Genomic DNA, 22,084 nt, shown 5'->3' with positions numbered 1-22,084 from the left:
AACCGCAGACGGAGTCGACACCGCACGGGTGGGCGGGCGGGGGAAAAGGAAACCTGGATTACGCGCGCAAGCGCGACGCCTCGTACGCCAACCTGGCCACCCGCGCAGCGGGCCTCGTGGACGTCCCCGCGACCGGTACGTCCCACCACGCCTCCGCCGAAAGCCCCGCGCGAGCGGAATCCGTTTCGACGTGGACCGCCGTCGCCCGCGGCGAAACGCGGGCCGCCGCGAGGGCTTCCCGCAGTTCGGGGGCCGTACGGGCCCGGAAGACCTCCAGCCCCAGGCTCGCCGCGTTCGCCGCGAGATCGACGGGCAGGGGCGCCCCCGTGTAACCGCCGCCGGGCCCGCGGAAGCGGTACCCCGTGGCGAAACCCTCCGCCCCCACCTGCTCGGAGAGCCCAGCGATCGACGCGTACCCAAAGTTCTGCACGATCACCACATTGATCGGGATGCCCTCCTGCACGGCGGTGACGACCTCCGTCGGCAGCATCAGATACGTCCCGTCGCCGACGAGGGCGAACACCTCCCGGTCGGGCGCGGCCAGCTTCACGCCGATCGCCGCGGGGATCTCGTAACCCATGCACGAGTAGCCGTACTCGACGTGGTACTGCTCCGGGTCCCGGCAGCGCCACAGCCGGTGGAGGTCGCCCGGCAGCGAGCCCGCCGCGTTGACCAGTACGTCCCGGTCACCCAGCACCGCGTCCAGCGCGCCGATCACCTCGCCCTGCGAGAGCGCCCCTCCTGAGCTGTCGCCGGGACCGCCGTACGTCCCGGCGAAGACCGCGTCGGTCCGGGCCCGCCACTCGTCCACCGCGTGGACCCTCTCAGGAGCGCGATACCCTCTCACTTCCGCGAGGAGTACTCCCAGACCCGCCCGCGCGTCCCCGCACAGCGCCAGCCCGTCCAGCTTGGCCGCGTCGAAGCCCCCGACATTCAGATTCACCACCCGCGCGTCCGCCGCGAACAGCGTGCCCGACGCCGTCGTGAAGTCGGTCCACCGCGTGCCGATCCCCAGCACCACATCGGCCGCCCTCGCCGCCGCGTCCGCCGGCGTCGTCCCCGTGTGCCCGATCCCGCCCAGCGCCTGCGGATGGTCCCACCGCAGCGACCCCTTCCCCGCCTGCGTCTCGGCCACCGGAATGCCCGTCGCCGCCGCGAACTCGGCCAGCGCGTCCGCCGCTTCGGAGTGCCGTACCCCGCCGCCCGCCACGATCAGCGGCCGCCGCGCACCCCGCAGCAGCTCCGCCGCCTCCGCCACCGCCGCCGCGTCCGGCACCGGCCGCCGTACCTTCCACACCCGCTCGCGGAACAGTTCGTCCGGCCAGTCGTACGCCTCCACCTGCACGTCCTGCGGCAGCGCCAGCGTCACCGCCCCCGTCTCCACCGGATCGGTCAGCACCCGCATCGCCCGGAGCAGCGACGCCGGCAGCATCTCGGGCCGCCAGATCCGGTCGAAGTAGCGGGAGACCGGCCGCAGCGCGTCATTGACCGTGATGTCGTACGCCCACGGCACTTCGAGCTGCTGGAGCACCGGATCGGCCGGCCGCGTCGCGAACACGTCGCCGGGCAGCAGCAGTACGGGCACCCGGTTGACGGTGGCCAGCGCCGCGCCCGTCACGAGATTGGTGGCGCCCGGCCCGATGGAGGTCGTGCACGCCATGGTGGACAGCCGGTGCTTCATCCGCGCGTAGCCGACGGCCGCGTGGACCATCGCCTGTTCATTGCGCCCCTGGTGGAACGGCATCGCCTCCGGCCCCGCCTCCAGCAGCGCCTGCCCGACCCCGGCGACATTGCCGTGCCCGAAGATGCCCCACATACCGGCGACCGTACGGTGCCGTACGCCGTCCCGTTCGGTGAACTGCGCGGCCAGGAACCGTACCAGCGCCTGTGCGACGGTCAGTCTCATGTGCCCTCCCGGTCCGGGGCCTCGTACAACGGCAGGCGCACGTCGGGGAGTTGGCCCGCCCAGGTGTCGCGTACCCAGGCGTGCGCCGGATCGTCGCTGATCAGCCAGGCGCGCGCGGGGTCGGGGCCGGCCATCACATTGAGGTAGTACATGTCGTAGCCGGGTACGGCCATGCTCGGGCCGTGCCAGCCGTCCGGGATCAACACCGCGTCGCCGGACCGCACTTCGGCCAGCACGTCCGAGGTGCCGGCGGGGGAGGGATAGACCCGCTGATAGCCCAGCGCGGCCGGTCCGCCGCCCAGTTCGTAGTAGTAGACCTCCTCAAGGCGCGACTCGTGAGGCCCGGCCTCGTCGTGCTTGTGCGGCGGATAGGAGGACCAGTTGCCGCCGGGGGTCAGCACCTCGACCGCGATCAGCCGGTCGCAGACGAAGACATCCGCGGCGGCGAAGTTGTTGACCTGGCGGCTCGCGCTGCCCGCGCCGCGCAGTTCGACCGGGACACCGGACGCGGGACCGTAGCGCGCGGGAAGGCGGCGCTCGCACCTGGCGCCCGCGAGAGCGAACCGGCCGCCGCCCGAACTGGCCAGCACCGTACGGGAGTCGCGCGGCAGATAGGCGAAGTCGCTGACGCCGGAAAAGACATCGCGGCGCCCGTGCAGCGTGAAGGACTCCCCGTCCACCGTCACCGCGCAGCCGCCCGCGAGCGGCAGCACGATCCACTCGCTGTCCCCGGCCGTCAACTCCCTTGATCCACCCGGCTCCAGGGTCAGCACCCGCAGCGCGGAGTACCCCCAGCCCGCCGTGTCCGGGTCGATCCACAGGTCGTAGCAGTCCCGGGCGCAGGACCCGGCGGGCACATGCGCGGCCGTCATCTCAACTCACCGCTTCAGCGGTCGGGTTGCGATCGAGCAGCAGCGCGTCGATCTCCGCCCGGGTCGGCATCGCGTCCGCGCAGGCCAGCCGGGAGGCGACGATCGCGCCCGCCGCGTTGGCCGCCCGCAACACCTCCGGCAGCGGGTCCCCGGCGAGCAGCCCCGCGCACAGGGCGCCCCCGAACGCGTCGCCCGCGCCGAGCCCGTTGACCACCTCGACCGGCAACGGCGGTACGCAGTACCGCTCGTGCGCCGTACGGGCCAGTACCCCGGCCGGGCCCTGCTTGACCACGGCGGTCCGCACACCCCGGTCCAGCAGCAGCCCCGCCGCCGTCTCCGGGTCACGGCTGCCGACCGCGATCTCCGCCTCGTCGAGATTGCCGACGGCGAGCGTGGCGTACGCCAGCGCGCGGGCGTACAGCGCGGGCGCCTCGGCCGGGTCGGCCCAGAAGCCGGGCCGCCAGTCGAGGTCGAACCAGACGTCGCCGCCCTCGCGGGCCTCCAGCGCGGCGAAGAGCGCGGAACGGGTGGGCTCCACGGCGAGGGCCGAGCCGGTGATCCACAGCACGCGTGCCGCGCGCACGGCCGTACGGTCCAGGCCGTCCGGGGTCAGGCACTGGTCCGGTGCGAACGGGCGGCGGTAGAAGTAGATCGGGAAGTCGTCCGGGGGGAAGAGCTCGCAGAAGACCACCGGGGTCTGGACGCCGGGGACGGTCGTGACGAGGGCGTCGTCCACGCCGAACTCCCGCAGGGCGCCGCGGGCGTACGTGCCGAAGGGGTCGTCGCCGACGCCGGTGAGGACTGCTGTGCGCAGGCCGAGGCGGGCGGCGGCGACCGCGACGTTGGCGGCGGTGCCGCCGAGGGATTTGCGGAAGGTGCGGGTTGCGGCGAGGGTGACGCCGCTCTGCTCCGGGTAGAGGTCGACGCCGATGCGGCCGAGGGTGATCACGTCGTGGGCGGCGTTCCCTGCGCTCAGTCGCCGCGCGGGCTCTGCGCTCAAACGCCGCGCGGGCTCAGGGGAGTTGTGCCGCGCGGGCACGTCACCTGCGCTCAAACGCCGCGCGGGCTTGTCGGGTTCGCCCGGCGCGGGCTCGGGGACATCGGGCGCGGTCATTGGGACGCCAGCCAGGTCAGGGACGTGCGGACGTCGGTGACCGGGCCGAGGTCCGGCGGGGGCTCGGCGGTCAGGATCGTGTCCTGCTCCATGACGTACCAGCCGTCGTACCCCACCGACTCCAGCGACGCGACCAGCTCCGCCAGGGCGAGGTCACCGTTGCCGAGCGGCCGGTAGAGGCCGTCCCCGACCGCGGCCGTGTACGTCGTGTGCCCGGCCCGGACGGCCTCGGCGGCCGCGCCGTCGACGTCCTTGAGGTGGACATGGGCCACCCGGGACGCGGCGGCGCGGGCCAGCGCCACCGGGTCCGTACCGCCGATCAGCAGATGGCCGGTGTCGAGGCAGAGCCCGATCGCGCTGCCGTCCAGCACGCGGTCGACCTCGTCCGGGCCCTCGACGACCGTCCCGATGTGCGGATGCAGCGCCGCCGTCACCCCGAGGGAGTCCGCCAGCGCCGCGACGGCGTCCAGGCGCGCGAGCAGCGTCCGCCAGCCCTCGGCGGAGACCTCGGGCCGGCCGTCGTAGCCGTCCCGCCCGGTCGCCGCGGCCAGCACGAGCGTACGGGCGCCCGCCGCGGTGAAGCGGTCGAGCGCCGCCCGTACGTCCGGCAGCGGGTCGTGCCCCGGCTCGTGCAGCACCGCCGGGACGAAGCCGCCGACGGCCGTCACCCCGCGGGCGGCGAGCAGCGGGCCCGGCAGGAAGCCGTCGGGCCCGAACTCGCTCGCCGTGATGCCCAGCCCGGTCAGCTCGTCCAGTACCCGTTCCGGGCTCAACTGGTGCCCCCAGCCGGGCACTTCGCACACACCCCAGGAGATCGGCGCCGCCGCGATCCGCCGCTGCCTCACGCCACCACCCCGTTCACCCCGTTCACCGCGCTGGGACCGTTCAGGCCGCCCTCGTACGTCCGCGCCACCGCTTCGGCCTCGGCCATCGTCACCGGGCGCCGCTCGCGCCGCGACAGCTCGCACGCCTCGGCCACCAGCAGCGCCCGCAGCGCCTCCCGACCCTCGCAGGGGTTGGGCCGCTCGCCGCGCGCGACGCGCAGGAAGACATCGAGTTCGGCCCGGTAGGCGGAGGCGAAGCGTTCGAGGAAGCCCGGCCAGCGCAAGGGCGGTACGGCCACCGAGCCGAGCGGCGGCGCGTCCGGCTCCACCGAGGTCAGCGGGGTGCGCGGTCCCGATCCCACCGAGAACTGGTCGTCGGTCCCGGCCAGCTCCATCCGTACGTCGTACCCGGCCGCGTGGTAGCGCGTCGCGGTCGCGGTGACCAGGACACCGCCCTCCAGGGTGAGCAGCGCGGCCGCGGTGTCGGCGTCGCCCGCCGCCCGGAAGAAGTCCTCGCCCACGTTCGCGCCCGCCGCGTACACCTCGGTGACCTCGCGGCCGGTGACCCAGCGCAGGATGTCGAAGTCGTGGATCAGACAGTCCCGGTACAGCCCGCCGGACAGCGGTATGTACGCCGCCGGCGGCGGCGCGGCATCCGAGCTGACCGTACGCACGGTGTGCAGCCTGCCCATTCTCCCGGCCTTCACCGCCTCGCGCGCGGCCCGGTAGCCCGGGTCGAAGCGTCGCTGGAAGCCGATCTGGAGCACCGCCCCGGCCTCCTCGACCGCGCGCAGCGCCGCCACCGTGCCCGCGAGGTCCCGCGCGACGGGCTTCTCGCAGAACGCGGGGATGCCCGCCCCGGCGGCCCAGGTGATCAGCCGGGGATGCGCCTCCGTCGCCGAGGCGATCACCACCGCGTCCGGACGGCTGTCGAAGAGCGCGTCCACCGAGACCGCGCGTACCGACGCCTGGCGTGCGGCCGCCGTGCCGAAGCCCGTCCAGCCGCCGCCGTACGCGTCCGCGACCTGCCGGGCCCGCGGCAGATCCGCGTCGGCGATCACCAGCTCGCCCACGCCGGGGTGCGCCGCGAGTGTCGCGGCGTGGAAGGCCCCGATCCGCCCGGCGCCGAGAAGCCCGATCCGCATACCCACTCCTGCTCCTTCCGAAGAGGAGACGTCAGGCGCTCCCAACCTCCCGCGCCGCCCGGCCCCTGTCAACGCATTGTCCGGACAACAGGACTTCCCGTCATGATGCCCTGCCGATACGCTCCGCAGGTGCCCAAGCGCGAGCCCCAGCACCTGCGGCTCGCCGTGGACCGCGCGAGCCCGGTACCGCTCTACTTCCAGCTCGCCCGGCAGCTCGAAACGGCGATCGAGGAGGGTGCGCTCAGCCCAGGCAGCCTGCTCGGCAACGAGATCGAGCTGGCCGCCCGCCTCGGCCTGTCCCGCCCCACCGTCCGCCAGGCCATTCAGTCACTGGTCGACAAGGGCCTGCTGGTCCGCCGCCGGGGCATCGGCACCCAGGTGGTACGCGGCAGCGGCGCCCACCCCCTGGTGTTGAGCAGTCTGTACGACGATCTGCTCGCGGCCGGTCTTCAGCCCACCACCCGGGTGCTGCACCACACCCGGGTGCCCGCCTCCGCCGAGGTGGCCGCCGCGCTCGACCTGCCCGAGTCCTGTCCGGTGGTCGAGATGCGCCGGCTGCGGCTGACCCGCGGCGAGCCGATGGCGTATCTGTGCAACTACCTGCCGTGCGATCTGCTCGAACCGCTCGACGGGGAACTGGAGTCCACCGGCCTCTACGCGCTGATGCGGCACTGCGGCGTCACCTTCCACAGCGCCCGGCAGAGCGTGGGCGCCCGCGCGGCGACCGGCGAGGAGAGCCGGCTGCTCGCGGAACCCGTGGGCGCGGCGCTGCTGACCATGCGGCGCACGGCGTACGACGACCGGGGCCGGCCGGTCGAGTTCGGCAGTCATCTGTACCGGGCCTCGCGGTATGCCTTCGAATTCCGTCTGCTGTCCCGGGCTTGAGGACCCGGCGGTTCCGGGGCCCGCATCTGCTCGAACACACGGCCGACTTCGGCCGCCCGAACACCCACTTGCCGCGCGTGACAACGCTCTCGGCGTGGCGCTCCTCACACACCATCCGCACCACGCCCACCTGCTGAGTGACCGATTCGTCCCCCTCGCGCGCGGCACGGTGCAGGCCGACCACCCAGGGAAGGACATTACGCTGGACCCGCCCGGCCACGGACCGGGCCGATCCACCGACCGAGCCGGAGCACGACAACCAGGACCCGCCCACCCGCAGATCCGCCGCCGACCGGGCAGAGACCGCCCGTCGGCCGGCCGCCCGCCACCGATCCACCGGCCACCGACCCGGAGACCCCCGCTTGAGTGCCAATCGTGAACGTGTTTACCGCGGCAGTGCCGCCCGGGCCACGGTGTGGCAGAACGTGGGCCGGCGCGACCTGCGCGAGCGGCGCTCGCATCTGACCGCACCCCGCGTCCCCACCGTCGGCATCGACATCGGCGGCACCAAGGTGATGGCCGGGGTCGTGGACCCGGACGGGAAGATCCTGGAGCAGTTGCGCGCCGAGACCCCGGACCGGTCCAAGAGCCCCAAGGTGGTCGAGGACACCATCGTGGACCTGGTCCTCGACCTGTCCGAGCGGCACGACGTGCACGCCGTGGGCATCGGCGCCGCCGGGTGGGTGGACAGCGACCGCTCCCGCATCCTGTTCGCCCCTCATCTGTCGTGGCGTGACGAACCGCTGCGCGACAAGCTCGCCGACCGCCTGCTGGTCCCGGTCGTGATCGACAACGACGCCAACGCCGCGGCCTGGGCCGAGTGGCGGTTCGGCGCCGCGCGCGGCGAGGACGACCTGGTGATGATCACCCTCGGCACCGGCATCGGCGGCGCGATCCTGGAGGACGGCCGGGTCAAGCGCGGACGCTACGGCGTCGCGGGCGAGTTCGGTCACATGCAGGTGGTGCCGGGCGGCCACCGCTGCCCGTGCGGCAACCGCGGCTGCTGGGAGCAGTACAGCTCGGGCAACGCCCTGGTCAGGGAGGCCCGCGAACTGGCCGCCGCCGACTCCCCGGTGGCGTACGGGATCATCGACCGGGTCGGCGGCAGCGTCCGGGACATCACCGGGCCGCTCATCACCGAACTGGCCCGGCAGGGCGACGCGATGTGCATCGAGCTCTTCCAGGACATCGGCCAGTGGCTCGGCGTCGGCATCGCCAACCTGGCCGCCGCGCTCGACCCTTCGTGCTTCGTCATCGGCGGCGGGGTCAGCGCCGCCGACGATCTGCTGATCGGACCGGCAAGGGACGCCTTCCGCCGTACGCTCACCGGCCGCGGCTACCGGCCCGAGGCGCGGATCGTCAAGGCCGAACTCGGCCCGGAGGCGGGCATGGTGGGCGCCGCCGACCTGGCCCGGCTGGTCGCCCGCCGCTTCCGCCGCGCCAACCGGCGCCGGGTGGAACGCTACGAGCGCTACGGGCGGGTCTACGGACGGCAGGCGGACGGCTCATGACGACAACCCCGGAACGCGCCCCCGAACACGCCCAGGACGGGGAGGCCGCCGACGACGGGACGGCGCAGCTCCCGCCCGCGCGCGACCTCCCGCGCTGGGTGCGCTGGACGGTCGTACCGCTGCTCGTCCTCGTCCCGATCGGCTATGTGATCATCTCCGCCGAGCAGAGCCGCGGCGACGGCGACGACGAGGCCGCGCAGGCGCAGACCTCGCCCGGCCACCGCATCGCCGACTTCTACCCCACCAAGCTCCAGCGCCGGATCTACCAGGTGCCCATCCCGCCCATGGCCCACCATGTGCGCAGTATGGAGACCAACTCCTGGGAAACCAGCGAGCTGTACGTGGAGTTCACCACCACCCCCGGCGGCCTCGACACCTTCCTGGCCCAGGTCGGCACCAGCCGCGCCGAACTGCGCGACGGGCAGGTCGCCATGAGCGCCGCCCAGTGCGCGCTGGCCGGCTGGGACTTCAGCATCCCCCGCCAATGGGGCGGGGCGACACTCCACCAGGCCGGCGACAAGCCGGACCACGACATCACGGTGAGCCTGTCCGACCCCGACTGGCCGCGGGTCTACGTGGTCTCCACCGTCAACTTCCAGCACGGGTTCAGCGGCGGATGACCGCCGTGCCCTTCACTCGATAGCGTGAGGCGATGAGCGAGGTAACCGACCAGGCGGCCGACGAGCGCGGCGGGTACGCCGCCGCGTACAAGCCGTACGACACGGTCTACGACGAAGAGGACGACGACACGGACGAGCGCGACCACGGGGACGAGCGCGACCACCGGCCCGCCGCCGGACCGGGAACCGCCCCCGCGGGGGACGACGACGAGCGGGACGACCTGGCGCTGCCGCCCCCGCTGATGTACCGCTTCGACGGCCCCGACACCGCCCCCGTACTGGTCCTCGGCCCCGCGCTCGGCGCGACCTGGCACATGTGGGACCGCCAGCTGCCCGTACTGACCGACACCTGGCGGGTGCTGCGCTACGAGCTGCCCGGCCACGGCGGCGCCCCCGCCGAACCCGCCTCCTCGGTCGACGACCTGGCCAGACGGCTGCTCGCCGTCCTGGACGACGAGAGCGTCGACGTCTTCGCCTACGCGGGCTGCTCGCTCGGCGCGGCCGTCGGCGCCCGGCTGGCGCTGCTGCGGCCCGACCGGGTGGCCGCGCTCGCCCTGGTCTCGGCCGCCGCCCGCTTCGGCAGCGCCGACATCTGGCGGCAGCGCGGGGTGGTGGTTCGCGCCAACGGCCTGGACCGCACCGCGGGCACCACCCCCGAGCGCTGGTTCACCGCGCCCTTCCTCGCCACTCAGCCCGCGATCACGGACTGGGCCGTGCAGATGGTCAGGACCACCGACGCCGCCTGCTACGTCGCGGCCTGCGAGGCGCTGGCCGCGTTCGACATCCGTGACGTGCTCGGCAGCATCACCGTGCCGACGCTGGTGGTCGCGGGCGCCGACGACACCGAGACCCCGCCCGCCGACGCCCGGCTGCTGGTCGCGGGCATCCCCGACGCGCGGCTGGCCGTCGTCCCCGGCACCGGGCACCTGGCCCCCGTCGAGGAGCCGGGCGCCGTCGGCGACCTGCTGGCCCGGCACTTCGAGGGCGCCTGGGCCGAGCGCGCCCCGGCCGCCCTCACCCCCTTCGCGCCCACGCCGCCGCCTGTAACGCCCCGGGCCCCCGCGCCCGCCGGCGCGCCCCCGCAGCCCGACCGCTACGCCGAGGGGCTGCGGATCAGGCGCGAGCTGATCGGCGACGCGGAGGTCGAGGCGGCCGTCGCCCGCGCCGAGACCTTCGGCGCGGAGTTCGACTCCTTCGCCACCCGCTACGCCTGGGGCGAGATATGGACCAGGCCAGGACTCGACCGGCGCACCCGCAGCTTCGTCGCCCTCACCGCGCTGACCGCCACCGGACAGCTCGCCGAACTGGCCGACCACACCAGGGCGGCGCTGCGCGGCGGGCTGACCCCCGCCGAGATAGAGGAGGCACTGCTGCAGACGGCGGTGTACTGCGGCCTGCCCGCCGCCCGGGCCGCCGTCGACACGGCCAGAACGGTCATCGAGCAGGAGACCGGCGGCCGGGCGTGACCGCGGGAACACGGTGTGCCGTAGCAAGATGGGTGCCATGAAGCTGACGAAGAAACGGCATGCCTGCGTGACGCTCCAGAAGGACGGGCGGACGCTGGTCATCGACCCGGGCACCTTCAGCGAGGAGGACGCGGCGGTCGGCGCCGACGTCATCCTCGTCACCCACGAGCACCTGGACCACTTCAACGAGGACCGGCTGCGGGCGGGGCTGGAGTCCAACCTCGCCGCCGAGCTGTGGACGCTGCGCAGCGTCGCCGACCGGCTCTCCGCCGCCTTTCCCGGCCGGGTGCACACCGTCGGGCAGGGCGACGCCTTCACCTCGGCCGGCTTCGACGTCCAGGTGCACGGCGAGCTGCACGCCGTGATCCACCCGGACATCCCGCGGATCACCAACGTCGGCTTCCTGATCGACGGTTCGGTCTTCCACCCCGGCGACGCGCTGACCCATCCGAACCACCCGGTCGACACGCTGCTGCTGCCCGTACAGGCACCCTGGAGCAAGATCTCCGAGATCATCGACTACGTCCGCGAGATCAAGCCGCGCCGCGCGGTGGACGTCCACGACGCCCTGCTCACCGACCTCGCCCGGCCCATCTACGACCAGCAGATCGGCAATCTGGGCGGCGCCGACCACCTGCGGTTCGCCCCCGGCGACGGCGCCGAGGTCTGAGCCCGCCGGTCACTGTCGTACCCACCCGCTAGGTTGGCAGACATGCGCATCGCGACCTGGAACATCAACTCGATCACCGTTCGCCTCCCCCGGCTGCTCGCCTGGCTGGAGAGCAGCGGCACGGACGTCCTGTGCGTCCAGGAGACCAAGTGCACCGCCGAGCAGTTCCCCCGCGAGGAGCTGCGCGAGCTGGGGTACGAGGCGGCCGTGCACGCCACCGGCAGGTGGAACGGGGTGGCGCTGATCTCCCGGGTGGGTCTGGAGGACGTGGTCCAGGGGCTCCCGGACGGCCCGGAGTACGAGGGCGTCCAGGAGCCCCGCGCGGTCGCCGCGACCTGCGGCCCGGTCCGCCTGTGGTCGGTGTACGTGCCGAACGGGCGCGAGGTCGACCACCCGCACTTCGCGTACAAGCTGCGCTGGCTGGAGTCGCTCAAGGCCGCGGTCGCCGGGGACGCGGGCGGGACGCGGCCGTTCGCGGTGCTCGGCGACTTCAATGTCGCGCCCGCCGACGAGGACGTCTGGGACCGCTCAGTCTTCGAGGGCAGCACCCATGTCACGCCAGCCGAGCGGGCCGCGCTCACCGAGCTGCGCGGGACCGGCCTCAGCGACGTGGTGCCGCGCCCGCTGAAGTACGACCACCCGTACACGTACTGGGACTACCGCCAGCTCGCCTTCCCGAAGAACCGCGGGATGCGGATCGACCTGGTGTACGGCAACGCGCCCTTCGCCAAGGCGGTCGGCGACGCGTACGTGGACCGAGAGGAGCGCAAGGGCAAGGGGGCCTCGGACCATGCGCCGGTCGTGCTCGACCTGGACGTCTGAGCCGGCCCGGCGGGTGCGGCGGATGCGCGGCGGGGTGACCCGCTGTCACCACGGCGGGGGACGGCCACGGGCGTGTCAGGCCGGAACGCCCGGCAGGCGCCCGCGCGCGGTGCATGATGGCGCCACGGAAATCCGTTCTGACGCACCCTCACCTCACCTTCACCCACCAGCTCGTCACCGGAGGCACGACGTGGACTCCCTTCAACAGCTGCCGAACATCGGGGCGGTGCTCGCCGACCGACTGCGCCGCGCGGGCGTCGGTGACGCGGGCGAACTGCGCCGCCTGGGTTCGGGCCGCGCCTTCGAGAAGCTCCGCCCCGAGCTGCCCGAGGACGCCTGTACGCACACCCTGCTGGCCCTGGAAGGCGCACTGCGCGGCATGCGGTGGACGGCGATCCCGCAGACCGAGCGGGACACGCTGGTCCATCGCGTGCTGGGGTGAGCGGTCCGCCGTGGCCGCCGATCCCATAGCCCCGGTGGTGCGGGGCCCGTCCGCCGGGCCCGGCGAGCCGCTGATCGTCCTGCGCGGGGTCAACAAGCACTTCGGGGCGCTGCACGTCCTCAAGGACATCGACCTGTCCGTCGGCCGCGGCGAGGTCGTGGTGGTCATCGGGCCGTCCGGCTCCGGCAAGTCCACGCTGTGCCGGGCCGTGAACCGGCTGGAGACCGTGGACTCCGGCACGATCACCATCGACGGCGAGCCGCTGCCCGCCGGCGGCCGTGAGCTGGCCCGGCTGCGGGCCGAGGTGGGGATGGTCTTCCAGGGCTTCCACCTCTTCGCCCACCGCACGGTGCTGGAGAACGTCACGCTCGCGCCGGTGCGGATACGGGGGCGGCAGCCGGCCGAGGCCGAGCGCCGCGCGCGTGAGCTGCTGGAACGGGTGGGGGTGGGGGAGCACGCCGCGAAGTTCCCCCCGCAGCTGTCCGGGGGACAGCAGCAGCGGGTCGCGATCGCGCGGGCGCTGGCGATGGAGCCCAAGGCGATGCTTTTCGACGAGCCGACGTCGGCGCTGGATCCCGAGATGATCAATGAGGTGCTGGATGTCATGCGGGGGCTGGTGGAGGAGGGGATGACGATGGTGGTCGTCACCCACGAGATGGGCTTCGCCCGGTCGGCCGCCGACCGCGTCGTCTTCATGGCAGACGGCCGCATCGTCGAGGACCGTCCGCCGGCCGACTTCTTCACGTCCCCCCACACCCCCCGCGCCCGCGACTTCCTCGCGAAAATCCTCCCTCACTAGCCCCTGACGGGGGGTCGTCGCGAGATTTCCCCGGGGCGGGTGGCCCCCGCAGGGGTGCGAGGAACTGCGCGCTCAGCCCGCCGCGGGCGGGTGGTCCGGTGCGGACCGTGGGGGGCTGGGCGTGCGGGCTCGCGGCAGCGCCGTCGTGGCTGGTCGCGCAGTTCCCCGCGCCCCTGGTAGGGCGACCGTTTCGTCTTCACCTGCCGGTGTGCGGCCTGTTTAGGGGCGCGAGGAACTGCGCGACCAGCCGTCCACCGGCTGGTGGTCCGGAGCGGACCGCAAGGGGCTGGGCGTGCGGGCCTGGGCCAGCGTCGTCGTGGCTGGTCGCGCAGTTCCCCGCGCCCCTGCGGGGCGACTGCTTCGTCTTTACCCGCCGTGTGCGGCCTGTTTAGGGGCGCGAGGAACTGCGCGCTCAGCCCTTCACCGGCTGGTGGTCCGGTGCGGACCGTGGGGGGCTGGGCGTGCGGGCTCGCGGCAGCGCCGTCGTGGCTGGTCGCGCAGTTCCCCGCGCCCCTGCGGGGCCCGCGGCCCGTTTGTCCTCGCGGGGGCCGGGCAGCCGCACGGGGGAAGACTGCCCGCCCGAAGGGAGACCCCGCCCATGCCCCCCACCGTCACCCAATCCCCCACCCTCAGCGGAGCGCAACTCGCCGAACTCGGCCAACAACTCCGCGTGGACTCCGTACGCGCCGCGGACGCCGCCGGCTCCGGCCACCCCACCTCCTCGATGTCCGCCGCGGACCTCGTCGCCGTCCTGCTCGCCCGCCATCTGCGCTACGACTTCGACCACCCCGACCTCCCCGGCAACGACCACCTCATCTTCTCCAAGGGCCACGCCTCCCCGCTGCTGTACTCCGCGTACAAAGCGGCCGGCGCGATCACCGACGAGGAGCTGCTGACCTTCCGCAAGCTCGGCAGCCGTCTGGAGGGCCACCCCACCCCCAAGCTGCCGTGGGTCGACGTGGCCACCGGCTCCCTCGGCCAGGGCCTGCCCATCGGCGTCGGCGTGGCACTCGCCGGCAAGCGCCTGGACCACCTGCCGTACCGCACCTGGGTGCTGTGCGGGGACAGCGAGCTGGCCGAGGGCTCGGTGTGGGAGGCGTTCGAGCACGCCGGGATCGAGGGGCTGGACAACCTCACCGTGATCCTCGACATCAACCGCCTCGGCCAGCGCGGCCCCACCCGCCACGGCTGGGACCTGGACGCCTACGCCCGCCGTATCCGCGCCTTCGGCTGGCACACCGTGCAGATCGACGGCCACGACATCGACGCCGTGGACGCCGCGATGACCACCGCCCGCACCACCCGCGGCGCGCCCACCGCGATCATCGCCAGGACCCGCAAGGGCCGGGGCGTGGCCGCCGTGGAGGACCGCGAGGGCATGCACGGCAAGCCGCTGCCCGATGCTCAGGCGGCGATCCGCGAGCTCGGCGGCCTGCGAGACCTGCGGGTCGAGGTGCAGCGCCCGCCCGCCGCCGAGCGCTCCCCGCGCGGCGGCCGGCCGCACGCCCCGCTGCCGCGCTACGCGCCGGGCGACAGCGTCGCCACCCGTACCGCCTTCGGCGAGACACTGGCCGTACTGGGCACGCTGCGCGAGGACGTGGTCACCCTCGACGGCGAGGTCGGCGACTCCACCAAGGCACAGCTCTTCGCCAAGGACCACCCCGAGCGCTACATCGAGTGCTACATCGCGGAGCAGCAGCTGATCGCCGCCGCGGTCGGGGTCGGTGTGTGCGGCTGGAAGCCGTACGCCGCCACCTTCGCGGCCTTCCTCACCCGCGCCCACGACTTCCTGCGGATGGCCGCGATCAGCCGCTCCGACCTCAATGTGGTCGGCTCGCACGCCGGCGTCTCCATCGGTGAGGACGGCCCCTCGCAGATGGCCCTGGAGGACCTGGCGATGCTGCGGGCGATCCACGGCAGCACCGTCCTGTACCCGTGCGACGCCAATCAGGCCGTCCAGCTGGTGACGGCCATGGCCGAGCGCCCCGGCATCACCTATCTGCGTACGACTCGCGGCAACACCCCGGTGATCTACGGTCCCGAGGACGCCTTCCCGATCGGCGGCAGCAAGCTGCTGCGCTCGCACCCCGACGACCAGGTCACCCTGATCGGCGCGGGTGTCACCGTGCACGAGGCGCTGGCCGCCGCCGATCGGCTCGCCGCCGACGGCATCCACGCCCGGGTGATCGATCTGTACTCGCTCAAGCCGGTCGACACCCCGACCCTGCGCGAGGCCGCCGCGCTGACCGGGCGGTTCGTGACCGTCGAGGACCACCACCCCGAGGGCGGTCTCGCCGACGCCGTGCTGGAGGCATTCGGCAACGGTCTGCCCATGCCGCGGCTGACCCGGCTCGCGGTCCACGCCATGCCCGGCTCGGCCACCCCGGCGCAGCAGCTCGACGCGGCGGGCATCAGCTCCTCCTCGATCGAGGCCGCGGCCCGCAAACTCATCGCGTCCTGAACACCCCCGGCGGCGACCGGCCGCCACCGGGTGGAGGCGGCATGCGCAGGGAAGGTGCTGTTCCCGGCCACCGCGGCCGTCACCAAGGCGGACCGGGCCGCGTACGCCCGGGAGATCGCGCCTGCGCGCTGCCGTATCCGCAGGACCGGCCGCTGATGCTGGGGCTTCACCCGGACGGGATCGACGGGCGGCGTTTCATGCGGAAGAACGTGCCCGCGCACTGTCCGGAGTGGATCCGGCGGACCGAGCTGCCCAAGGAGGACGGCACGGTCACGCATGTGCCGGTCGACACCGCCGGCACGCTCGTCCACCTGGCCTGGCCAGGGCTGCCCCACGCTTCACCGCTGGCTGTCCCGGGACCGGCCGGTGTTCGAGGCGTACGGCGGCCCACCGGACCGGCGTGAAGTCCGGCGGGCCACCAGGAGCGCCCTCCGAGGGGTCCAGGTCGGTGAGCTACTGGACGAGCTGCGGCTGCCCTGGGCGCCCATGACCACCGGCTCGCGCGGCCTGCATCTCGTCGTGCCGCCGGACCGCCGCGCGGACGTGGACGACATACGGGACTTCGCCGCGTGCTCGGCGCCGCCGTCCCCGGGAGCTGACCACCGGGCCGGGCAAGAGCGACCGCGGCGACCGGCCGCCGGACCGCCGCGCGGACGTGGAGGACGTACGGGGCTTCGCCCGCGAGGGCGCCGGCACGCTCGCCGACCGCCGTCCCCGGGAGCTGAGCACCGAGCCGCGCAAGGGCGACCGCGCCGACCGGCCCTGTCTGGACGTCCTGCGCAATGGCTGCGCGTGGACCGCCGTCGCGCCGTATGCCGTACGGGCCCGGCGCCCCCGTGGCTGTGCCGGTCGCCCGGGACGCGCTGGACGGCCCCGGGCTGACCGCCCGCCGCTGGACGAACACCGACGCGGCCGGGCCGAGGGTCCGGCCGCAGGTCGGCAGCCCGGCCCAGGCCCGGTACGGGCCTGCGCGGCCCGGCTGCGCCAGCCGGCGGACTGAGCCACCGTGTCCCGGTGCGGCCCGCCCGCCAGCGCCGGAAGCGTCGGGCCGGGCCGCCCCGGAAAGCCGAACAAGGAAGCGGGCGCCACCTGCGAGAGGTGGCGCCCGCTCCCGGTCTGTGGCCGCGGGGGGAGGTGTCAGTCCGTGTTCGGCCCGCTGTGCCGCCGCGGCTTCGTACGGAACGGGCCCTCGCGGACGCCGGAGCTGTGCAGCTCGTGCGGAAGGCGGCGCCTGCCGTCCCTGGGCACCTCCTCCGGCTGGGGCTCGTGCGACTCGTGGCTGCGCGGGGTCTTCCCCTGGTGGCCGGGCCCGTGGTCGGGCGGCGCCCCGGCGTCGTGCTCCTGCCGGGTCTGCCAGGCGCCGGAACGCGGCCGGGTGCCCTCCGGCGGGCCCGGTTGGTGCCGGCTGCGGCGGCGGCCGAACCACACCGCGGTGATCAGCAGGCCGACGATGCAGAGACCGATGACCAGCGGACCGATGCCGACCAGAAAGTCGTTGGTGACCGCGAGCTGCACGGCGTGGTGCGCGTAAAGGGACATTCTCGGCACCTCCTCTGTACTGCGCGTGCCCGGGATTCGGCGGGGAACACGAAAAGGGCGCCCGGAAAGCGCGCGGCGCCGGAAACCGTACGGTTCGTGGGCCCGGCGACAGCCGAACCGCGGTACACAGGAACGCCGCGCCCATTGACACCCGAACTCCGGGCGGTCGAGCCTTGGTCCTCTCGACATCAACACAACGGGGACGCCGGGGAGGGGGCCCGATGGCCTTAGGCACGGGCACGGGTGCGCGCGGGGACGACGGCGGGGCCGGACCGGGGAGAGCCACCGGGCGGGCGCCGAAGCCGACGTCGGGCCGACGGGCCGCAGTCATGGGGGCTGCGGCACTCGGCGGGGCCCTCGCGCTCACCGCGGCGGCGGTCCTCCCGGCCGCGGCCCTCTCCGGTCCGCCGGGTCACCACGGCGGCGCCGGGCACCACGCGCCCGAGGCCCACCGCCCGGCCGCCGTCCGTTACGCGGCGCTCGGTGACTCGTACACCGCGGGCCCCGCCATTCCCACCCAGGTCGACGCCAACTGCGCCCGTTCCGGCCGTAATTACCCCTCGCTGCTGGCCACCGCCGACCGGATCGGCCACCTCACCGACGTCAGCTGTTCCGGCGCCACCACCGCCGAGATGTGGCAGCCGCAGGGCACCAACCCGCCGCAGCTCGACGCCCTCGACCGCCGGACCACCCTGGTCACCGTGCAGATCGGCGGCAACGACATCGGCTTCGGCTCGATCATCGCCACCTGCGCCGGGCTCGGCGCCACCGACCCGGCGGGCAGCCCCTGCCGTGACCACTACGGCGCCGGCGGCACCGATCAGCTCACCGGCGCCGTTGCCAAGGCCGCGCCCAAAATCGCCGAGGTGCTGCGGGCCGTGCGCCACCGCGCCCCGCACGCCCGGGTCCTCGTGGTCGGCTACCCCGCGCTGCTGCCCGACGACGCCGTGCCCTGCACCTCCCCGGTGGTGCCCTTCGCGGCCGGCGACTTCCGCTATCTGCGGGACACCGAGAAGAAGCTCAACGCGATGCTGCGGACCCAGGCCCTGCTCGGGGGCGCCGGTTACGTCGACACCTACCGGCCGACCGTCGGCCACGACATGTGCCGGGCGCCCGCCGACCGGTGGATCGAACCGCTGGTGCCCGCCTCCCCGGCCGCGCCCGCGCACCCCAACGCCAAGGGCGAGCAGGCCATGGCCCGGGCCGTCGCGGCCGAGGCGGGCCGCCGGACCGGTGGTCACCGCCGGTAACAGGCGCGGAAGGGGCCTGCGCCGCAGGTAAGGGCACCCTTGATTCGCGGGCGTACACGGCGTCATGGATCATGACGTCATGCCGGTCCTGATTGCCGCGTGCGCCTTCGCGATGACCCTCGTCGGCGGCATCGTCGCACATCGCATCGGTGACCGCCGCCATCTCGTGCTGGGCCTCGCCGCCGGGCTGATGCTCGGCGTGGTCGGATTCGACCTGCTGCCCGAGGCGTTGAAGACCCAGCCGCGCGAGATCTTCGGGGTGCCCGCGGCGCTGCTGATGTTCGTCACCGGCTTTCTCGCCCTGCACATCGTCGAACGCTCGGTCGCCATCCACCGCGCCCACGAGGGCGAGTACGCCTCCCACACCCACGGCCACTCCCACGCGCACGACCCGGTCAAGGGCATCGGCGTCACCGCCGCCGTCGCGCTCGTCGGCCACAGTGTGATGGACGGCTTCGCGATCGGCGCCGCGTTCCAGGCGGGCAGTACGGTCGGCATCGTGGTGGCCATCGCCGTCATCTCGCACGACTTCGCCGACGGCTTCAACACGTACACGATCACCCGGCTGTACGGGAACGGGCAGCGCCGGGCGCAGGTGCTGCTCGGGGCCGACGCGCTGGCCCCGGTGGCGGGGGCCGCGATCACGCTCGGCTTCACCATCCCGCCCGGGGCGCTCGGGCTCTACCTCGGTTTCTTCGCCGGATTCCTGCTCTACCTGGCCACGTCCGACATCCTGCCGGAGGCGCACAGCCCGCATCCGTCGAGCAGCACGCTGATGTGCACGGTCGGCGGCGCGGGTGTCATGTGGCTGGTGATCGGTCTCGCCGGCTGACCGGGGCGCCGGTCGCCGCCCGGGTGACATCGCCGACCAGCTCCACCACGTCGGGGCCGTACGCCTGGGAGTTGACCACTTTCAGCAGGAGGCAGAAGGTGGCGTCCACCCCGTGCTTGCGGGCCAGCCGGACATGGTGGCGGGCCAGATAGCGGATCGCGGCCTGGTTGGCGATACCGCGCTGGCCCGAGGACAGGAAGACCGGCCGGTCGTTGCCCGAGTCGCCCACAGCGGCCAGCCGGGCCAGCAGCACGTACTCCACCGTGCCCTTCTCCATCCGGTATGTCTCCCCGCCGACGCTGATCGCGCCCTGGTCGGGGCCGGGCGCGGAATCGGTGTCGATCTCGACGCCCGGCAGCATCGAGCGCAGATGGGCGGCGAGCCGGTGATTGGCCACCGGACCGCCGATGCAGAATTCGGTACGGGCACCGAAGCCCTGCCACGCCGTGTCGTGCGCCAGCACCTCCGCGTGGGCGCCGCACTCCTTGATGACCGCGGCCAGTTCCAGCAGCGCGAAGGCGTCGTGCCTGGCCAGGCTCCAGCCGCGCGACCCGGGGTCGCGCGGCACCACCAGCAGGCACTCCGACTCCTTGGGCAGCCCGAAGAACCGCCGCCTGCGGCGGAGTCTGCGGCGCAGCAGAAGACCACTGGCCAGCCAGCCGAGCAGGATGCCGAGGGTCAGGACCGCCACGACCAGGACGAGGAAGCGGGCGTCGTCGCTCATGGCGGGGCATCGTAGCGGTGTTCGAGCCCCGGGGTCAGGGGGTGCGGCGGCCTCAAGTGGGGCCGGTCCGAGCGGTGTCCGCTCGGCGGGGGTCCGTCGTGAGGTCCGTTCGGTGGGGTCCGTTCGGTGGGGGCGGACATGACAGGTGCGTGAACTGGGCCCGGCGGGGGAGCCTGTGGTGCAGGCTTCGCATGGGCACCAACAACCGCAGGGACACCACCACCCGCACGGAAAGGACCCTCATCCCGTATGAAGATCACCCGCACGGTCCGCACGCGCACCGGTACCCGTAGACAGGGCGGGCTCCGGCCGGTCCTCGGCCGCGCCCCGCGTACGGTCGCCGTACTCGCCGCCGCCGCGACGATCGGCACTCTCGCCGCGGCCGCGCCCGCTCCCGCCGGCCACGGCGGCGCCCCCGCCACGGCGAAGAGCCCGCTGGCCGTCGGGTACGGGGGAGCCGTCGCCAGCGTGGACGCCGACGCCACCGCCGCCGGGATCGAGGTCTTACGGCGCGGCGGCAACGCCGTCGACGCCGCCGTGGCCACCGCCGCGGCCCTCGGCGTCACCGAGCCGTACTCCTCCGGCATCGGCGGAGGCGGCTACTTCGTCTACTACAGCGCCCGGCAGCACCAGGTCTTCACCATCGACGGCCGCGAGACCGCCCCGCGCAGCGCCACCGACCAGCTCTTCGTCGAGAACGGCCAGCCGCTCGCCTTCGCCGACGCGGTCACCAGCGGCCGCAGCATCGGGGTGCCCGGCACCGCCGCGACCTGGCAGACCGCCCTCGACTCCTGGGGCAGCCGACCACTGCGGCAGGTGCTGCAACCGGCCGAGAAGCTCGCCCGCGACGGCTTCACCGTGGACGCGACCTTCAACGCGCAGACGCAGGCGAACCAGGACCGTTTCAAGGACTTCCCGGCCACCGCGCAGCTCTTCCTGCCCGGCGGACAGCCGCCCGCCGTCGGCTCGACCCTGCGCAACCCCCAACTTCTGCGGACCTACCAGGAGCTGGGCAGCAAGGGGGTCGGCGCGGTCTACCACGGAGACATCGGCGCCGACATCGTCCGTACGGTGCGCAAGCCGCCCGTCGACCCGGCCGCGACCCGGGTCGTGCGCAGCGGTGACCTGACGACCGCGGACCTGGCGGCGTACCGGGCGAAGAAGCAGGCGCCCACCCACACGACGTACCGCGGACTCGACGTGTACGGGCCCGCGCCCTCGTCCTCCGGCGGGACCACGGTGGCCGAGGCGCTGAACATCCTGGAGCACACCGACCTCGCCCACGCGAGCGAGACGCAGTATCTGCACCACTACATCGAGGCCAGCAGGATCGCCTTCGCCGACCGGGGGCGGTGGGTGGGCGACCCGGCGTTCGAGCAGGTGCCGACCGCCGGGCTGACGTCCAAGGGGTTCGCGGCCTCGCGGGCCTGCCTGATCCGGCCCGACGCGGTGCTCACCAGCCCGCTCGCGCCCGGCGACCCCGCGCACCCGGCGGCCTGCGGCGCGACGGGCAAGGCGGCGCCGACCACGTACGAGGGCGAGAACACCACGCATCTCACCGTCGCCGACAAGTGGGGGAACGTCGTCGCGTACACCCTCACCATCGAGCAGACCGGCGGCAGCGCGATCGCGGTACCCGGGCGGGGCTTCCTGCTCAACAACGAGCTGACGGACTTCTCGTTCGTGCCCGCGAGCCCGGCCGTGCCCGACCCGAACCTGCCCGGCCCCGGCAAGCGGCCGCGCTCCTCGATCTCGCCGACGATCGTGCTCAGGAACGGGCAGCCGGACTTCGCGATCGGTTCGCCGGGCGGCGCGACGATCATCACGACGGTCCTCCAGGTGCTGACCGAGCACGTGGACCGGGGGCTGCCGCTGGTCGACGCGATCGCGGCGCCGCGGGCGAGTCAGCGGAACGCGGCGGCGACGGAGCTGGAACCGGCGCTGTGGGACAGCCCGCTCAAGGCTCAACTGGAGGCGATCGGCCACCACTTCACGCAGAACCCGGAGATCGGGGCGGCGACGGGCGTCCAACGCCTGCCGGACGGCCGCTGGCAGGCGGCCGCCGAGCCGGTCCGCCGCGGCGGCGGCTCGGCCGCGGTCATCACCCCGTCCCACTGACCCACCCTTCGCGGGCCGGGCGGCCCGGCGACACACCCCGCCGCGCCGCCCGGCCCTACGGCCGCTGGACTCTGTCTGTCTCCC

The 22,084-nt window shown here is 73.8% G+C and carries 21 protein-coding genes; 14 read left to right on the top strand and 7 right to left on the bottom strand.

Annotation, left to right across the window (positions count from 1 at the left end; translation table 11 throughout):
* Positions 1-58: 58 nt before the first annotated feature.
* From iolD to OHA30_RS05615, 5 genes are all read right to left on the bottom strand, one after another.
* Entirely contained in the window at positions 59-1,906 is a 1,848-nt protein-coding gene (gene iolD / locus OHA30_RS05635) for a 3D-(3,5/4)-trihydroxycyclohexane-1,2-dione acylhydrolase (decyclizing) (RefSeq protein ID WP_328912687.1), read from the bottom strand.
* Positions 1,903-2,778: a 5-deoxy-glucuronate isomerase gene (gene iolB / locus OHA30_RS05630; RefSeq protein WP_328912686.1), complete on the bottom strand. Its 876-nt coding sequence runs from the start codon at positions 2,776-2,778 to the stop codon at positions 1,903-1,905. Before iolB ends, iolD begins: the two co-directional genes overlap by 4 nt.
* Before the next feature lies 1 nt (position 2,779).
* Complete coding sequence (gene iolC, locus OHA30_RS05625) at positions 2,780-3,778, bottom strand: 5-dehydro-2-deoxygluconokinase (protein WP_328912685.1); 999 nt, start codon at positions 3,776-3,778, stop codon at positions 2,780-2,782.
* A gap of 110 nt (positions 3,779-3,888) precedes the next feature.
* The gene (locus tag OHA30_RS05620) at positions 3,889-4,737 is read right to left on the bottom strand and encodes a TIM barrel protein (RefSeq protein WP_328912684.1); all 849 of its coding nucleotides are present in this window, start codon (positions 4,735-4,737) and stop codon (positions 3,889-3,891) included.
* Positions 4,734-5,861 (bottom strand): Gfo/Idh/MocA family protein, encoded by a 1,128-nt coding sequence (locus OHA30_RS05615; RefSeq protein ID WP_328912683.1) that lies wholly within the window; start codon positions 5,859-5,861, stop codon positions 4,734-4,736. The genes OHA30_RS05620 and OHA30_RS05615 overlap by 4 nt, the downstream gene beginning before the upstream one ends.
* Positions 5,862-5,966: 105 nt before the next feature.
* Between OHA30_RS05615 and OHA30_RS05610 the strand changes: the two genes are divergently transcribed.
* The 11 genes from OHA30_RS05610 to ligD (OHA30_RS05560) all read left to right on the top strand — a co-directional run bounded on the left by OHA30_RS05610 (position 5,967) and on the right by ligD (OHA30_RS05560) (position 16,537).
* Positions 5,967-6,746: a GntR family transcriptional regulator gene (locus OHA30_RS05610; RefSeq protein ID WP_405786151.1), complete on the top strand. Its 780-nt coding sequence runs from the start codon at positions 5,967-5,969 to the stop codon at positions 6,744-6,746.
* A 362-nt stretch (positions 6,747-7,108) separates the two neighbouring features.
* The gene (locus OHA30_RS05605; RefSeq protein WP_328912682.1) at positions 7,109-8,257 is read left to right on the top strand and encodes an ROK family glucokinase; all 1,149 of its coding nucleotides are present in this window, start codon (positions 7,109-7,111) and stop codon (positions 8,255-8,257) included.
* On the top strand, positions 8,254-8,877 hold the full coding sequence (locus OHA30_RS05600; RefSeq protein WP_328912681.1) for a hypothetical protein: 624 nt from the start codon (positions 8,254-8,256) through the stop codon (positions 8,875-8,877). The genes OHA30_RS05605 and OHA30_RS05600 overlap by 4 nt, the downstream gene beginning before the upstream one ends.
* A gap of 242 nt (positions 8,878-9,119) precedes the next feature.
* Complete coding sequence (pcaDC, locus tag OHA30_RS05595; protein ID WP_328917741.1) at positions 9,120-10,343, top strand: bifunctional 3-oxoadipate enol-lactonase/4-carboxymuconolactone decarboxylase PcaDC; 1,224 nt, start codon at positions 9,120-9,122, stop codon at positions 10,341-10,343.
* A gap of 37 nt (positions 10,344-10,380) precedes the next feature.
* Positions 10,381-11,013 carry an MBL fold metallo-hydrolase gene (locus OHA30_RS05590; RefSeq protein WP_328912680.1) on the top strand — a complete coding sequence of 211 codons (633 nt, stop codon included), beginning with the start codon at positions 10,381-10,383 and terminating at the stop codon, positions 11,011-11,013.
* Between the two features lie 42 nt (positions 11,014-11,055).
* A complete protein-coding gene (locus OHA30_RS05585) occupies positions 11,056-11,835 on the top strand; it encodes an exodeoxyribonuclease III (RefSeq protein WP_328912679.1) in 780 nt (259 codons plus the stop codon).
* 190 nt (positions 11,836-12,025) lie between these two features.
* Positions 12,026-12,277, top strand: coding sequence for a TfoX/Sxy family DNA transformation protein (locus tag OHA30_RS05580; protein ID WP_328912678.1), 252 nt, complete (start codon positions 12,026-12,028; stop codon positions 12,275-12,277).
* 70 nt (positions 12,278-12,347) lie between these two features.
* Entirely contained in the window at positions 12,348-13,076 is a 729-nt protein-coding gene (locus tag OHA30_RS05575; RefSeq protein WP_328917740.1) for an amino acid ABC transporter ATP-binding protein, read from the top strand.
* A gap of 598 nt (positions 13,077-13,674) precedes the next feature.
* Positions 13,675-15,537: a transketolase gene (locus OHA30_RS05570; protein ID WP_328912677.1), complete on the top strand. Its 1,863-nt coding sequence runs from the start codon at positions 13,675-13,677 to the stop codon at positions 15,535-15,537.
* Positions 15,538-15,578: 41 nt separating this feature from the next.
* Positions 15,579-15,941, top strand: coding sequence for a non-homologous end-joining DNA ligase LigD (ligD, locus tag OHA30_RS05565; RefSeq protein ID WP_328912676.1), 363 nt, complete (start codon positions 15,579-15,581; stop codon positions 15,939-15,941).
* A gap of 251 nt (positions 15,942-16,192) precedes the next feature.
* Positions 16,193-16,537 (top strand): non-homologous end-joining DNA ligase LigD, encoded by a 345-nt coding sequence (gene ligD, locus OHA30_RS05560; protein WP_328912675.1) that lies wholly within the window; start codon positions 16,193-16,195, stop codon positions 16,535-16,537.
* 137 nt (positions 16,538-16,674) lie between these two features.
* Here the strand turns inward: ligD (OHA30_RS05560) and OHA30_RS05555 are convergent, their stop codons facing one another.
* Positions 16,675-17,076 (bottom strand): DUF6479 family protein, encoded by a 402-nt coding sequence (locus tag OHA30_RS05555; protein ID WP_328912674.1) that lies wholly within the window; start codon positions 17,074-17,076, stop codon positions 16,675-16,677.
* 329 nt (positions 17,077-17,405) lie between these two features.
* On the opposite strand from OHA30_RS05555, the gene OHA30_RS05550 reads away from it, so the two are divergent.
* A complete protein-coding gene (locus tag OHA30_RS05550) occupies positions 17,406-18,326 on the top strand; it encodes an SGNH/GDSL hydrolase family protein (RefSeq protein WP_328912673.1) in 921 nt (306 codons plus the stop codon).
* A 79-nt stretch (positions 18,327-18,405) separates the two neighbouring features.
* Positions 18,406-19,158 carry a ZIP family metal transporter gene (locus OHA30_RS05545; RefSeq protein WP_328912672.1) on the top strand — a complete coding sequence of 251 codons (753 nt, stop codon included), beginning with the start codon at positions 18,406-18,408 and terminating at the stop codon, positions 19,156-19,158.
* On the opposite strand, the gene OHA30_RS05540 is transcribed toward OHA30_RS05545, so the two are convergent.
* Positions 19,127-19,882: a hypothetical protein gene (locus tag OHA30_RS05540; protein WP_328912671.1), complete on the bottom strand. Its 756-nt coding sequence runs from the start codon at positions 19,880-19,882 to the stop codon at positions 19,127-19,129. The genes OHA30_RS05545 and OHA30_RS05540 overlap by 32 nt on opposite strands.
* A 249-nt stretch (positions 19,883-20,131) precedes the next feature.
* Between OHA30_RS05540 and ggt the strand changes: the two genes are divergently transcribed.
* A complete protein-coding gene (gene ggt, locus OHA30_RS05535) occupies positions 20,132-22,000 on the top strand; it encodes a gamma-glutamyltransferase (protein WP_328912670.1) in 1,869 nt (622 codons plus the stop codon).
* The last annotated feature ends 84 nt before the right edge of the window (positions 22,001-22,084 follow it).

Origin of the sequence: Streptomyces sp. NBC_00223, from assembly GCF_036199905.1 — a bacterium.
Lineage (GTDB): Bacteria > Actinomycetota > Actinomycetes > Streptomycetales > Streptomycetaceae > Actinacidiphila.
The sequence above is the reverse complement of the archived record's forward strand: the minus strand, read 5'-3'. Positions and strand labels throughout refer to the sequence as shown.

Coding starts and splice junctions, on each gene's coding strand:
- OHA30_RS05540 (WP_328912671.1), bottom strand. CDS start 19,882: ATGAGCGACGACGCCCGCTTCCTCGTCCTGGTCGTGGCGGTCCTGACC.
- iolB (WP_328912686.1), bottom strand. CDS start 2,778: ATGACGGCCGCGCATGTGCCCGCCGGGTCCTGCGCCCGGGACTGCTAC.
- OHA30_RS05550 (WP_328912673.1), top strand. CDS start 17,406: ATGGGGGCTGCGGCACTCGGCGGGGCCCTCGCGCTCACCGCGGCGGCG.
- OHA30_RS05590 (WP_328912680.1), top strand. CDS start 10,381: ATGAAGCTGACGAAGAAACGGCATGCCTGCGTGACGCTCCAGAAGGAC.
- OHA30_RS05570 (WP_328912677.1), top strand. CDS start 13,675: ATGCCCCCCACCGTCACCCAATCCCCCACCCTCAGCGGAGCGCAACTC.
- OHA30_RS05585 (WP_328912679.1), top strand. CDS start 11,056: ATGCGCATCGCGACCTGGAACATCAACTCGATCACCGTTCGCCTCCCC.
- ligD (WP_328912676.1), top strand. CDS start 15,579: ATGCGCAGGGAAGGTGCTGTTCCCGGCCACCGCGGCCGTCACCAAGGC.
- OHA30_RS05555 (WP_328912674.1), bottom strand. CDS start 17,076: ATGTCCCTTTACGCGCACCACGCCGTGCAGCTCGCGGTCACCAACGAC.
- ggt (WP_328912670.1), top strand. CDS start 20,132: ATGAAGATCACCCGCACGGTCCGCACGCGCACCGGTACCCGTAGACAG.
- OHA30_RS05545 (WP_328912672.1), top strand. CDS start 18,406: ATGCCGGTCCTGATTGCCGCGTGCGCCTTCGCGATGACCCTCGTCGGC.
- iolD (WP_328912687.1), bottom strand. CDS start 1,906: ATGAGACTGACCGTCGCACAGGCGCTGGTACGGTTCCTGGCCGCGCAG.
- pcaDC (WP_328917741.1), top strand. CDS start 9,120: ATGTACCGCTTCGACGGCCCCGACACCGCCCCCGTACTGGTCCTCGGC.
- OHA30_RS05600 (WP_328912681.1), top strand. CDS start 8,254: ATGACGACAACCCCGGAACGCGCCCCCGAACACGCCCAGGACGGGGAG.
- OHA30_RS05615 (WP_328912683.1), bottom strand. CDS start 5,861: ATGCGGATCGGGCTTCTCGGCGCCGGGCGGATCGGGGCCTTCCACGCC.
- OHA30_RS05610 (WP_405786151.1), top strand. CDS start 5,967: ATGCCCTGCCGATACGCTCCGCAGGTGCCCAAGCGCGAGCCCCAGCAC.